Genomic DNA, 13593 nt, shown 5'->3' on the forward strand with positions numbered 1-13593 from the left:
TCACGAAAATGTGACCCGGCGATTATAAGGGGGGTCCAACAGGTACCCCACGCTCCAGCCACCCAACAGCCAGAGGCAAGCCACCATGACTGACCTTCGCTCCCCCGACACCCGATTCCGCACCAGCCTGCTCGAGGAAAACGACGGCCCGGCCATCAACGCCTCCGACAACCGCACCATGGGCGAGATCATCGCCGCGCGGTTCTCGCGCCGCGGCTTCCTCAAGGGCTCGCTGGCCGTCTCGGCCATCGCCGCCACCGTCAGCCCGCTGGCGCTGATCAGCGCCGAAGAGGCCAGGGCAGCGGAAGGCTCCGCCTTCGCGTTCGACGAACTCGAGGCCGGTATCGACGACAAGCACCATGTCGCGCCGGGTTACGATGCCGATGTCCTGCTGCGCTGGGGCGATCCGCTTTTTGCCGATTCGCCCGACTTCGACCCGACGAAACAGTCGGCCGAGGCCCAGGCGAAACAGTTCGGCTACAACAATGACTATGTCGGCTACATCCCGATCGACGGCTCAGCCGAACATGGCCTGCTGGTGGTCAACCACGAATACACCAATCCGCATCTGATGTTCCCGGGCATCGTGAAGATCGTCGAAAAGGACGGCAAGAAGTCGGCAGAAGTCGCGCCCCTCTCGAAGGAGCAGGTCGATGTCGAGATGGCCGCCCATGGCGGCACCATCGTCGAGATCCGCAAGGACGGTGGCAAATGGCAGGTGGTGCGCGACGGCAAGCTCAATCGCCGCATCACCGCCAACACCGAAATGGCGCTGTCCGGCCCGGTTGCCGGCCATGACCGCGTCAAGACCAAAGCCGATCCGTCCGGCACCAAGGTTTTCGGCACCGTCAACAATTGCGCCGGCGGCGTCACGCCCTGGGGCACCTATGTGATGGCCGAGGAGAACATCCATGGCTATTTTTCCGGCGAGCTGCCGGAAGACCACAAGGAAGCCGCGAACTACAAGCGTCTCGGCATTCCCGAAGGCGCCTATGAATGGGCGGCGCATTACGAGCGTTTCGACCTCGCCAAGGAACCCAACGAAGCCAACCGCTTCGGCTGGATCGTCGAGGTCGATGTCAACGACCCGACCTCGACGCCGAGGAAGCGCACCGCCATGGGCCGCTTCAAGCATGAGGGCGCCGAATCGATCGTCGCCAAGGACGGCCGCGTCGTCTTCTATCTCGGTGACGACGAGCGCTTCGACTATGTCTACAAGTTCGTGACCAGGGCCGCGTTCAATCCGAACGACCGTGCCGCCAACAAGGACCTGCTCGACGATGGCACGCTGCATGTCGCCCGGTTCGCCGAAGACGGCACGGTCGAATGGCTGCCGATCGTGTTCGGCCAGGGGCCGCTGACGGCTGAAAACGGTTTCACTGGCCAGGCCGACGTGCTGATCGAGACGCGCCGCGCCGCCGACCTGCTCGGCGCCACCAAGATGGACCGCCCGGAAGACATTCAGCCCAATGGCGTCAACGGCAAGGTCTATGTCATGCTGACCAATAATTCGAAGCGCAAGGCCGACCAGGTCGACGCCGCCAACCCGCGCGCCGAAAACGCCTTCGGCCACATCATCGAGATCGCCGAGGACGGCGGTGATTTCACGGCCGCCAAGGGCAAGTGGGAAGTGCTGCTGAAATGCGGCGATCCCTCGGTTGCCGATGTCGGTGCCACCTTCTCGACGGCAACGACGGCCAATGGCTGGTTCGGCATGCCCGACAATTGCGCGGTCGATTCGGCCGGGCGTCTCTGGGTCGCGACCGACGGCCAGGGTCCGAAAGCCACCGGCCGCACCGATGGCTTATGGGCGGTGGACACGGAGGGGGCCGCGCGGGCGACCTCGAAACTGTTCTTCCGCGTGCCGATCGGCGCCGAAATGTGCGGTCCGCTGTTTGCGCCCGACGACCAGACCGCCTTCGTCGCCGTCCAGCATCCGGCCGACGGCGGAGAGGACTGGGAAGCGTTCGGGCGCCCGTCCTACTATGAGGACCTGTCGACGCGCTGGCCCGACTTCAAGCCCGACATGCCGGTGCGGCCGTCGGTCGTCGCCATCACCAAACAGGGCGGCGGCAAGATCGCGGTCTGATTGCCCACTCGCATGGGCAGCAGCGGAGCAGAATTTGCGCCGCTGCTGCGCCTTGAGCCGCGGCATGTATCCCTTGGGCTGCGGAGCAGCTCCTGGGGTCTGCGCCGCGTCGCTTCGCCCCTTGCTCCGCCCCAGGATGGCGAGGCGACGGGGGGAAGTCGGTCAAGCCTCGGGAAAGATTGGCAATTTAAACATGGCGCTCTAGGTCTTTATCAGGAGATCGCCATGTCGAAGTCCGTCTATGACCGTGGCTTGCTCAAGCCAGCCGATATCGCCAAGCTGCAGCGCGTGTTCGACGAGGCCTGCCGGCGGCGCGAGGCACATCCCGATTCCGCCGACGCGCGGGAAATCGCGCTTAACCTGCTCGCCTTGCACAATGCCGGCATGGTGGAAGAGGACATGCTGATGGAAGCCGTCGGTTTCCGGCGGCTGGAACCGAAATCAGCGTGATGCGCTGGATTGGTGCGAGGCCGACCTTGCAATTCGTTTGGCGATCGCCTTGGCCAGGATGCCGGCATTGGCGAAGCAGCCGCGAATGCTTGGCCGCATGCCGGTAAACCACAGACCGGGCAATTTTGGATCGGCTTCACCACCGTTGAAGAGCGGAACGCCCTTGGCGTCGAGCACGCCGAGCTTGCCGACCATGGGCTCCAGCCCCGTGCGGTAGCCTGTCGCGGCAATGACGATGTCGGGATAGATCGGGCTGCCATTGGCCAGGATCACGCCATCGCGGGTGAATTCCCGTATGCCCGGCACGACGGTGATCTTGCCGGCCTTGATGGCGCCGACGGCGCCGTCGTCGGCGGCGATCGCGGTGTAATCCGAGCTCAGGCGGCTGGCGCCGCCCGCAGGCGCGGGCGGCAGACCGAATTTGGTCAGGTCGCCGAAAACCAGCCGCTGCGTTGCCGCCATCACCGCATCGGCGAGCCGCAACGGCAAGCGCGCCATGATCGGCGAAAGCCGGTGCACGGCGATCTTGCAGATGCGCTTGGGCAGCAGGGCGGGACCGTTGCGGGCCGACAGCCAGATGGCGGCCGTGTCTATGCCGGCCAGATGATTGAGCGCATCGAAGCCCGAATTGCCGGCGCCGACGACCAGCACTTTTTGGCCCGCATAGGCTTGCGCGTCACCAAAATCCGCCGAATGGATGATGCGCCCGACGAAATCCTTCATGCCTTTCCATTCGGGCGTGAACGGCTGCCTGTCGCGGCCGGTAGCGATGACGACATTGCGGGCCAAGCGCGGTCCGGCGCTGGTGCGCAATGCCCAGTGATCGCCCTTGAAGGTGATCTCTTCGACCGCGACGCCAAACTGCACCGGCAGCCGGTTCTCCTTCTGGAAATCGTTCATGTGGCGGATGACGACCATTCTTTGCGGAAAGGCGGGCGTGCCAGGGGGAAAGGCGAGACCAGGCAGCGAAGAAAGATCGCGATGGGTGTTGAGATGCAATTGCTGGTGGCGCCGGTGCCAGGGCTCGGCCAGCCGGCTTTCCTTTTCCAGGATCGCCGTAGGCACGCCGGCGTTCATCAAGGCATGCGCGGCGGCCAGCCCGGCAGCACCGGCGCCGACAACGATTGCCGGCTCGACCGTGGCCGGCAGATCCGCAACCGATCTGATTGTCGTATCAGTCATTCACTCGAATCCCATTGGACGTCCCGCCGTAAGGCTCGCAGGACGCTGTAACCGTTTGATCGCGCGCAGGATCCCCTGCAGCAAACCGCGGCCGAATTTCGAGCGATGCGATTTAGCGCCACACGCCGGGCCGCGGTTGCGCTCTATATGGCATATGCGCGATATCAACGGTAATCAGGTCGCGGCAATGTGATTGATTCGAGGCCTTGGGTGGCTGGCGGGTCTCGGTTATCCCCCACGCGCATGCCCGAAATCGAGTCCGATTTTCGAGTCATGCGCAGAATCAAAGTGTTACAGCACCTTGGCGCGTCCTGGACGGCCGGCGCTGTAGGCGGCACGCGGAATCTCGACCATGCCCTCCTTGCGGTTCTATTTCGACAAGATCCTTGAGGCCGCCGCGCCCGAGGTCGAGCGGCAGGCGCTGACCCATATCGAACGCCTGGCACTGGTGCGCCGCTATGGCGACTTCTCGCTCGCCTATTCCACCGCCGTGCAAGGCAAGCTTTCCTATTTCGGCGACGCCGATGGCTACATCGCCTTCGGTACCAAGATGAAGCACCATTTCGCGCTCGGCGACCCGGTGGCGGCTCCGGTGCGTCGGGCCGATTACATCAACCGTTTCGTCGAGACCGCCGGCAGCCCATGGTTCGTGCAGGTCGGCGAGGACACCGCACGCGTGCTGGCCGGCCTTGGCTACAAGGTCAATCGCCTCGGCATCGACACCCGCCTCGCCCTGCCCGAGCATGATTTTTCCGGGAAGCGCAACGAGACCGTGCGCTACTCCGAGCGCTGGCTGCTGAAGAAAGGCTTTTCGTTCGAAGAGGACAAGCGCACGATCTACCTCGACGAGATCGCCCGGCTTTCGGAAAACTGGCGCGGCGACCGCATCGTCAAGCGCTGGGAGATGGGTTTTCTTAACCGCCATTTCGCCGACCATCTCGGCACCGACATGCGCCGTTTCGTCCTGCACGGTCCCGATGGCGAACTGGTCGCTTTGCTCGACTTCGACCCGTTGTTCGCCGACGGCAAGGTCATCGGCTACACCACCGCCTTCAAGCGCAGGCATCTCGACGCCTCACCGCATGCCGAGATCGGCCTGACCAAGTTCGCCGTCGACCGTTTTCGCGAAGAGGGCATCTCGGTGGTCACGCTCGGCCTGTCGCCGCTCGTCGATGTGGGCCCGAGCGGATTTGCCGAAAGCGATTTCTGGCGCAATGCCTTCCAGCGCGCCTATTCTTCGCCCTGGGTCAATCGCCGCAGGTTCAACCTGCAGGGCCAGGCGGCGTTCAAGCGCCGCTTCCACGGCGTCGAGGAGCCGGTCTACATCGCCTTCCGCCAGGGAACGTATGTCGAGATGCTGGGGCTGCTGCGGCTGATCAAGGCGATCTAGGTCTGGCGATATTCAGGTGAGGCCGGCCTGCAAATGGCGGCTTCCTGCGCTTCCCTAGTTCTACTGCCACGCAGTAGAACTGAGCTCACGTACAAAAAGTACGCTCCGCTCCGGTTCTCGGAATCCACCATTTTCGACTCGGCCTGACCTGAATCTCAACAGACCTAGCGGCGCTCAGGGCGCTTTCGCCGCTCAGTTCCTGAGCCGGTAGCCGGTCCTGAATATCCAGGCGACGATCGCTATGCAGATCAGCAGAAAGACGATCGTCATGCCGAGGCTGATACCGACCGAGACATCGGATTTGCCGTAGAAGCTCCAGCGGAAGCCGCTGATCAGATAGACGACCGGATTGAACAGCGTCACCGTGCGCCAGATCTCGGGCAGCATGTTGATCGAATAGAAGCTGCCGCCGAGGAAGGTCAGCGGCGTGATGATCAACAGCGGCACCAGCTGCAGCTGCTCGAAACTCTTCGCCCAGATGCCGATGATGAAGCCGAACAGGCTGAAGGTCACCGCCGTCAGCACCAGGAAGGCGAGCATCCAGAACGGATGCAGGATGGTCAGCGGCACGAACAGCGAGGCGGTGGCCAGGATGATCAGACCGAGAAGGATCGACTTGGTCGCGGCACCGCCGACATAGGCGATGACGATCTCCAGATAGGAGACCGGTGCCGACAGAAGCTCGTAGATCGAGCCGACGAATTTCGGGAAATAGATGGCAAAGGAGGCGTTGGAGATCGACTGCGTCAACAGCGACAGCATGATCAGACCCGGCACGATGAAGGCGCCGTAGCTGATGCCGTCGATCTCGGTGATGCGCGAGCCGATGGCCGAGCCGAAGACGACGAAATACAGCGACGTCGAGATGACCGGCGAGACGATGCTCTGCAGCACGGTGCGGAAAGCACGCGCCATTTCCATGCGGTAGATCGCCCATACGGCGCGAAGGTTCATGGCTCCCTCCTCACCAGATTGACGAAGATCTCCTCGAGCGAAGAGTTTTGCGTGTCGATATCGCGGAACTGGATGCCGCCGGCCTCGAGATCGCGCATCAACGAGGCGACGCCGGGCCGCTCGGCCTGATTGTCATAGGTGTAGGTCAGCTGCCCGCCATCGGGCGACAACTCCAGCGCATAGCGCGAGAGCGCCTCGGGAATGGCCGTCAGCGGATTGCGCAGTTCCAGCACCAGCCGCTTGCGGCCGAGCTTGCGCATCAGTTCGGCCTTGTTCTCGACCAGGATGATCTCGCCGCGGTTGATGACGCCGACCCGGTCGGCCATCGCCTCGGCTTCCTCGATATAATGCGTGGTGAGGATGATCGTGACGCCGTCCTCGCGCAGCCGGCGCACCATCGCCCACATGTCCTGGCGCAGCTCGACGTCGACGCCGGCGGTCGGCTCGTCGAGGAACAGGATGCGCGGCTCATGCGACAGCGCCTTGGCGATCATCAGCCGGCGCTTCATGCCGCCCGACAGGGTGATCGCCTTGGCGTCCTTCTTGTCCCACAGCGACAGGTCGCGCAGCACCTTCTCGACAAAGCCGGGGTTGGCCGGCTTGCCGAACAGGCCACGGCTGTAATTGACCGTCGCCCAGACGCTCTCGAAGGCGTCGATGGTCAGTTCCTGCGGCACCAGCCCGATCAGACCGCGCGCGGCGCGATAATCCTTGTTGATGTCGTGGCCGTCGACGGTGACGGTGCCCGACGAACGGTTGACGATGCCGCAGACGATCGAGATCAGGGTCGTCTTGCCGGCGCCATTGGGTCCAAGCAGCGCGAAGATCTCGCCGCGCTGAATGTCGAGATTGACTTCCTTGAGCGCGGTGAAGCCGGTGGCGTAGGTCTTGGAGACCCCGGAAATGGACAGGATGGAAGGCATGGATGAAAACGGCTGCTTGAAAGAGGTCCCCTGATATAGGCCGAATGTCGGTGCTTGCAACCGCAAGTCAATGCCCTGCTGACAGTTCTCGACAATCGTGCCGGCCGGCCGTTGCAGGTGCGGCGCACAGGCCCGGAGTTGCACGGCACGCAACCGGCAAAATTGTCCTGTGGCGTTCAGCCTCGCGGCAGGACGCCGCTTTGACCTGAACTCGCTTCGGGCCTATCCTTCGCGAGTATTTGCAGCAGCCGGAGCCCATCATGGACCCGCTCATACTTTCGCGTATCCAGTTCGGCGCGAATATTTCATTCCATATTCTATTTCCGACGATCACCATTGCGCTGGGTTGGGTGCTGCTGTTCTTCAAGTTGCGTTACAACGCGACCAACGATTCCGCCTGGATGCGCGCCTATTTCACCTGGGTGAAGGTGTTCGCGCTGTCCTTTGCCATGGGCGTGGTTTCGGGCGTCACCATGAGCTTCCAGTTCGGCACCAACTGGCCGGGCTACATGGAAAAGGTCGGCAACATCGCCGGGCCGCTGCTGGCCTACGAAATCCTCACCGCCTTCTTCCTCGAAGCGGCCTTTCTCGGCATCATGCTGTTCGGCTTCCGCCGCGTCTCCAACCGCATCCACACGCTGGCGACGGTGCTGGTCGCCGGCGGCACCACCGTCTCGGCATTCTGGATCATCGCGCTCAATTCCTGGATGCAGACGCCGGCCGGATTCGAGATGCGCGACGGCGTGGCGCATGCGGTCGACTGGTGGGCAATCATCTTCAATCCGTCGATGCCCTACAGGCTGACCCACATGCTGCTGGCGTCGGGGCTGACGGTGTCGTTCCTGATATCAGGCCTGTCGGCGCTGCGCTATCTCACCGGCGACCGCTCGGAATCGATGTGGAAGGCGCTGCGCACCGGCGTCTTCACCGCGGCGATCCTGATCCCGATCCAGATCTTCGCCGGCGACCAGCATGGGCTGAACACGCTGGAGCATCAGCCGCAGAAGATCGCCGCCATGGAGGCCAACTGGAACACCGGCCCCAACGTGCCGCTGGTGCTCTTCGCGCTGCCCGACGAGGCGGCGAAGGAAAACAAATTCGAGATCGCCATTCCCGATGGAGCCAGCCTGGTGCTGCGGCACTCGACCAGCGGCGTGGTGCCGGGGTTGAACGACTATCCCGGCAACCATCCGCCGGTCTTTCCGGTGTTCTGGGGTTTCCGCATCATGGTCGGCACGGGCATATTGATGCTGCTCGTCTCATGGTCGGCGGCCTTCTTCCTCAAGCGCCGGCACAGCCTGCCGAAGCCGCTGGCCATGCTGATGGTGCCGATGGCGCTGTCGGGCTGGCTGGCGACGCTGGCCGGCTGGTACACCACCGAAATCGGCCGCCAGCCCTGGCTGGTGACGGGCGTGCTGAAAACCGCCGACGCGGTCGGCCCGGTGGCCGGCAGCCATGTCGCGCTGACGCTCGCCATATACCTCGTTCTCTATGTGCTGTTGCTGATCGCCTATCTCGGCGTGCTGGTGCACCTGGCGCTGAAGGCGGCGAAGGACGGCGACAACTCGCCGTTGCCCGGCGTGCTCAACGCGCCGATGTCGCAGCCGGCTGCGGGGGAGTGATTTGATATGGCACTCCAGCCGGGCGCCGGCGCGGCCCCTCACCTGCCTGCCGGCATCCTCTCCCCTTATAGGGACGGGGAGAGGGGCGCTCMCATCGYRGGTTTCGCCAATCACCAGCGTTGCAAGAAAAGCGCCGAGATTGCGGCCAGCCCCCTTCTCTCCGTCCCTATACGGGGAGAAGTGCCCGGCAGGGTGATGAGGGGCGGCGCCGACTTCGGCAATCGATCTGAAGCCTCGATAGAGCCCCATCCGATCACATCGCGATTAGCCGGCTCTGGTGAGTGAGGAGAAAAAGATGACCTTCGACTGGCCAACCGCGCTTCCGCTGATCTTCGCCGGCCTGATGGGCCTCGCCATCCTGATCTACGTCATTCTCGACGGTTTCGATCTCGGCATCGGCATTCTGTTCGCGGCAGCCGAGGATGCTGAACTGGACACGATGATCGCCGCCATCGGCCCGTTCTGGGACGCCAACGAAACCTGGCTGGTGCTGGCCGTCGGCCTGCTGCTGGTCGCCTTCCCGCTGGCGCATGGCGTCATCCTGACGGCGCTCTACATTCCGGTCTTCGTGCTTTTGCTCGGGCTGATCCTGCGCGGCGTCGCCTTCGATTTCCGCGCCAAGGTGCCAGCTGGCCGCAAGCATCGCTGGAACCGTATTTTCTTCCTGGGTTCGCTCATCGCCTCGCTGGCGCAGGGCTATATGCTGGGCGTCTATGTGCTCGGGCTCGATGTCGGCCTCGGCGGCACGGCGTTCGGCGTGCTGGTGGCGTTCTGCCTTGCCGCCGCCTACGCGGCGATGGGCGCCGCCTGGGTGATCTACAAGACCGAAGGCGAATTGCAGAAGAAAGCGGTGCGCTGGCTGCGCACCGCGCTGGTGCTGACCGCGCTCGGCATGGCGGCGGTGTCGCTGGCGACGCCCTTCGCCAGCCCGCGCATCTTCGACAAATGGTTCGTCTGGCCGGAAATGCTTTATCTGTCGCCGCTGCCGATCCTGTCGGCGCTTTTGTTCCTGTGGCTGTGGCGGCAGACCTTCCATCTGCCGAAGCCCGACGACCGCCATTCGCTGATGCCGTTCCTGACGCTGGCCGCCATCTTCGCGCTCGGCTTTGCCGGTCTCGCCTGGTCGTTCTACCCGTTCGTGGTGCCCGATCGCCTGACCATCTGGCAGGCGGCTTCCGCGCCGGAGAGCCTGGCCATCATCCTCGCCGGCACCGTGGTCGTGCTGCCGGTCATCATCTTCTATTCGTTCTATGCCTACCGGGTGTTCGGCGGCAAGGCGACGGATCTGACGTATGATTGACCTGCCGATGCAGGCGCGAGGCACCCCTCTCTGGCCTGCCGGGCAGAGGGGGGTGCTGTCCCGCCGACGCCTCCTCAATAAAGCCGACTCAATTGCTCGCCGACAGCACCAGCACCGGCTTGTCGCTGTAGAGCGCCGGGAACAGTGCCTTCAAATTCGCCACCTTGGGCAGGTCGTTGTAGACGATGTAGGGATAGGTCGGGTTCAGCGTCAGAAAATCCTGATGGTAATTCTCGGCCGGATAGAAGGTCTTGCCGGTTTCCAGCGTAGTGACGATCGGCTCCGGGAACACCTTGGCCTGGTCGAGCTGGGCGATGTAGCTTTGCGCGATCTTCTTCTGTGCATCGTTTTCGGCGAAGATCGTCGAGCGGTATTGCGTGCCGGAGTCCGGACCCTGGAAATTCAGCTGGGTCGGGTTGTGGGCGACCGAGAAATAGACCTGCAGCAGCTGGCCATAGGTGATTTTCGATGGATCGTAGGTGATCTCGACGGATTCGGCATGCCCGGTGCGGCCTGAGCCGACCGTCTCGTAGACGGCGGTGTCCTTGTCGCCGCCGGAGTAGCCGGAGACGGCCCTGGTGACGCCCTTGACGTGCTGGAAGACGCCCTGCACGCCCCAGAAGCAGCCGCCGGCGAAGATTGCCTTTTCAGTGCCGGTGGCCGCCTTCTCGTCGATTGCCGGCGGCGGGATCTTCACCGCGTCCTCGGCCGAAACCGCCGGCGTCAGCCAGAAGGCGGCGCCCGCTGCGGCAAGTGCAAGCGCGGCGAGGGCGCCTTTGACAAAGCCGAGCGAACGGTTTGAAATCTTGATGTTGGTCATGGTTGCACTCCTCGTGGCTTCCATAGGGATCAGTCTATTGCATCAAATAGTGCGGCGCGACGCACATTCGCGTGCGCCGAATGCGGAATCTTACCGTCAGCGCTGCCCCTCACTGTCCTGCCGGACATCTCTCCCCGTAAAACGGGGAGAGAGCGACTGGCCGCGACGCTGGCGTTTCTACCTGCAACACCGATGATTGGCGAAACCGTCGATGAGCGCCCCTCTCCCCGTCACTATACGGGGAGAGGATGCCGGCAGGCAGGTGATGGGCAGCGCCAAGGGCCGCCCTTGTGAATGAACGGCTGAGACGCGGCAGAACTAGTTGGCCGGAGCCATCGCATCCGTTGCCGGTTTCATCGCATCCGTCGCCGGCTTCATGGCGTCGGCGGCCGGCTTCATGGAATTGGTTTCCATCGGATCGGCCGGCTTCATTGCATCGTTTGCAGGCTTCATCGCATCCGCGGCCGGTTTCATGGCATCTGCAGCCGGCTTCATCGCGTTGGTCGCGTCGTCGGCGCGAGCGATGCCGCCGGCAAACAGCGCCGTCGAGCACAAAGCGAGAGCGAGCGCCGGCAGCGTCAGGCGGGAAATGGTCATGATGATCTCCTTGGGTTGGTCGTCAAGGCGCGCCCTCTTGGCGGCCGTGCTATGCGGCGCCGCTCCATGCGGCGTTGCGCAATCTCTTGTTGAAGCGTGATCTAGTTTGTCGCGGCGGCCAGGATCGGTCCGCCACCGGGCGACTGCACGAGCACGGCGGTGCTCAGGCCGCCGGATGCGGCGGGCAGCGGATACGTCGTGGCCGCGCCGGTCCAGCCGCCGAGTTTTTCGAGCGCGTGCACGACATTGGCGTGCGGCAAGGTGCGGCCGGTGTTTTCGCCGCGCGACACCGGCACCTCGACGACGCCCTTGGCATAGTGCACCAGCCAGACATCGGCGTGGCCGCCAGGTACGGCGCCGGCGCCGATGCTGATCTTGCCGCCATCGAGCGACAATGCCGGGCCGCTCGTCCGGCCGCTCACCGAGATCAGCTTTTCGATCTCGCCAGGTGCGGCGCCGACGACATCGGCATGGCCGTTGACCACCACTTGCGGCGTGAACGGCCCGTCATGACCGAGCGCCGGCTCGTAATTGACCTGGCGCCGGGTGAATTCCTGTTTTCCGAAAATGTCCTTCCAGCCGAGATAGTCCCAGTAGGTGACGTTGAACGACAGCGCCAGCACGCCGGGCTGGTCCTTGACCCTGATCAGATTGGCGTTGGCCGGCGGGCAGGACGAGCAGCCCTGGCTGGTGAACAGCTCGACCACGCTGAGCGGCTGGGCGGCGGCCGCACCGAGCGACGCCGCCAGCGCAAGCGCTGAGAGGCTGGACACTGTGACGAACTTGCGGGACATCGGCTTGCTCCGTGGGCGGCGGCGCCTGAATGCACCGCTGATATCCCCACTTCGCCGCTGTCGGCGCCTTCGTTACAGCGCTCACCGGTTTGTAATCGCTAGCGTTCTTCCTTCTCCCGCAAGGGGAGAAGGCAAGAAGAGCAGCATCTACTGCGTCAGCCGCGTGTTGTTGGGCCGCTTGTTGAAGTCGCACTTGCCGGTGACGTTGTAGAAGAAGTCGGCGTTGCTGACGGGTGCCGGGACCGGGTTGCCGCCGTCTTCCCAGGCTTGGTAGCCTGTCGAGCCACAAGGCACGAGGCCAAAGATATCAACGATCTGGCCGGTCGCCATTTCGGCCAGGGGGATGTCCGCGCTTGTCGAGCTATAGAGCCGGTTGGACGTGGCCGGATCGTTCGAATAGAGGTTTTTCGGGTTACCCGATGGCACGTTCATCTGCAGATAGAGGCTGGCCATCTGGCTGACGTCGATTGACGCACCGGCGGTGTTGCCGGGAGTCATTGTGTCGACACAGTAATATTTCGTGCCAGACTGGTCGGTGTTGAGCGTCACCCCGTTGGGCGGGTTTTTGCCGACCTTGCAGACCTGCGTCTGGATCACCGTGGGGACGCCCAGACTGTCGATCTTGCTGACGGTGGTGGTTCCGTAACCTTTGGGATCCGTGCCGCCGCCGTATTTGTAATCGATCGTCATCAGCGGCTTGCCCGCTGCGGCACCGAACATCGTGCCGTAGAGCGTCATTGTCTTGTTCCAGTAACCCGACACGCCGGTGACCTTGAAGGTCGCCTCCACCAGAGCCGGCGCCTTGTTCACCGCCGAATTGACGCCGATAGCCACCGTGGGGATCCTGGCGATCTGCATGAACACGGTCTTCATGGCGAAACTCGCCGAGGCCTGCGCGGTGGCGGTGCCGTTGGCGCTGACGTCGAAGCTGTTCAGCGTCGCTGCGCCCTGTCCGCCGTTTTCTCTGTAGGTATCCTGGAGCAGCACCTGGCGCTGCGGCTTCGTCGACGTGGTATCCATCGTGGTGATGGACAGGATCGCGGCGTCGAGTGCCGCCTGCTCGGTCGACCTGGTCTGGACAGCGGAGGTGTAGTCGACGGAAAAGCCGACCGCGGTGATCAGCGGTATCATGGCGAGAACAAGTATCGGTGCGAACGAGCCGCTCCGCGACTCGATAAAACTGCCTGCAAGCCCCCGCATGCCTTCGTCCTTACATGAGATATTTCCCTCCGCTAACATGCCGATCACAAATTATGCTCTAACGCACGTGGTTAACATTTATCGATTTTTCGAGGAATCCGGGGGAAAAGGCGACGAGTGCCCGCGCCGCTTGCCCTGCAATGGCCGCCGCTTGCCTCGACAGCCGCCTGCTCTGCTTTCCCGGCAACGGCTGTACGGCTTGCCGGGCAACGGGCCGCGCCACATGTGCGGCGGCCGCTTGCTCGGGCAAGCCACCCCTGCTAAACGCGCGC

The 13593-nt window shown here is 63.4% G+C and carries 12 protein-coding genes; 5 read left to right on the top strand and 7 right to left on the bottom strand.

Annotated features, from left to right (window positions below):
- The first annotated feature begins 85 nt into the window (after positions 1-85).
- Complete coding sequence (locus tag EJ079_RS06975) at positions 86-2089, top strand: PhoX family phosphatase (protein WP_127808518.1); 2004 nt, start codon at positions 86-88, stop codon at positions 2087-2089.
- Positions 2090-2314: 225 nt separating this feature from the next.
- Positions 2315-2539, top strand: a complete 225-nt coding sequence (locus EJ079_RS06980) for a hypothetical protein (RefSeq protein WP_013528677.1) — start codon at positions 2315-2317, stop codon at positions 2537-2539.
- On the opposite strand, the gene EJ079_RS06985 is transcribed toward EJ079_RS06980, so the two are convergent.
- Positions 2531-3721 (bottom strand): NAD(P)/FAD-dependent oxidoreductase, encoded by a 1191-nt coding sequence (locus tag EJ079_RS06985; protein WP_127808520.1) that lies wholly within the window; start codon positions 3719-3721, stop codon positions 2531-2533. The genes EJ079_RS06980 and EJ079_RS06985 overlap by 9 nt on opposite strands.
- A gap of 352 nt (positions 3722-4073) precedes the next feature.
- On the opposite strand from EJ079_RS06985, the gene EJ079_RS06990 reads away from it, so the two are divergent.
- The gene (locus tag EJ079_RS06990) at positions 4074-5111 is read left to right on the top strand and encodes a phosphatidylglycerol lysyltransferase domain-containing protein (protein ID WP_127808522.1); all 1038 of its coding nucleotides are present in this window, start codon (positions 4074-4076) and stop codon (positions 5109-5111) included.
- Between the two features lie 192 nt (positions 5112-5303).
- Here EJ079_RS06990 and EJ079_RS06995 read toward each other — a convergent pair whose 3' ends face one another.
- Together EJ079_RS06995 and EJ079_RS07000 are read right to left on the bottom strand one after the other, a co-directional pair.
- Positions 5304-6065, bottom strand: coding sequence for an ABC transporter permease (locus EJ079_RS06995; RefSeq protein ID WP_127268577.1), 762 nt, complete (start codon positions 6063-6065; stop codon positions 5304-5306).
- Positions 6062-6988 carry an ABC transporter ATP-binding protein gene (locus EJ079_RS07000; protein ID WP_127268578.1) on the bottom strand — a complete coding sequence of 309 codons (927 nt, stop codon included), beginning with the start codon at positions 6986-6988 and terminating at the stop codon, positions 6062-6064. The genes EJ079_RS06995 and EJ079_RS07000 overlap by 4 nt, the downstream gene beginning before the upstream one ends.
- A gap of 260 nt (positions 6989-7248) precedes the next feature.
- Here EJ079_RS07000 and EJ079_RS07005 point away from each other — a divergent pair, with 260 nt between their 5' ends.
- Positions 7249-8610: a cytochrome ubiquinol oxidase subunit I gene (locus tag EJ079_RS07005; protein ID WP_127808524.1), complete on the top strand. Its 1362-nt coding sequence runs from the start codon at positions 7249-7251 to the stop codon at positions 8608-8610.
- 295 nt (positions 8611-8905) lie between these two features.
- A complete protein-coding gene (locus EJ079_RS07015) occupies positions 8906-9910 on the top strand; it encodes a cytochrome d ubiquinol oxidase subunit II (protein ID WP_127397543.1) in 1005 nt (334 codons plus the stop codon).
- Positions 9911-9998: 88 nt separating this feature from the next.
- On the opposite strand, the gene msrA is transcribed toward EJ079_RS07015, so the two are convergent.
- From msrA to EJ079_RS07040, 4 genes are all read right to left on the bottom strand, one after another.
- Complete coding sequence (gene msrA / locus EJ079_RS07020; protein ID WP_127319767.1) at positions 9999-10730, bottom strand: peptide-methionine (S)-S-oxide reductase MsrA; 732 nt, start codon at positions 10728-10730, stop codon at positions 9999-10001.
- A gap of 318 nt (positions 10731-11048) precedes the next feature.
- Positions 11049-11327 (bottom strand): hypothetical protein, encoded by a 279-nt coding sequence (locus tag EJ079_RS07030; protein WP_127808528.1) that lies wholly within the window; start codon positions 11325-11327, stop codon positions 11049-11051.
- A gap of 101 nt (positions 11328-11428) precedes the next feature.
- Positions 11429-12121 carry a DUF1223 domain-containing protein gene (locus EJ079_RS07035; RefSeq protein ID WP_127808530.1) on the bottom strand — a complete coding sequence of 231 codons (693 nt, stop codon included), beginning with the start codon at positions 12119-12121 and terminating at the stop codon, positions 11429-11431.
- Between the two features lie 147 nt (positions 12122-12268).
- Positions 12269-13321 carry a TadE/TadG family type IV pilus assembly protein gene (locus tag EJ079_RS07040; RefSeq protein WP_127398809.1) on the bottom strand — a complete coding sequence of 351 codons (1053 nt, stop codon included), beginning with the start codon at positions 13319-13321 and terminating at the stop codon, positions 12269-12271.
- Positions 13322-13593 lie beyond the last annotated feature (272 nt).

Source organism: Mesorhizobium sp. M7A.F.Ce.TU.012.03.2.1, assembly GCF_004006095.1.
GTDB lineage: Bacteria > Pseudomonadota > Alphaproteobacteria > Rhizobiales > Rhizobiaceae > Mesorhizobium.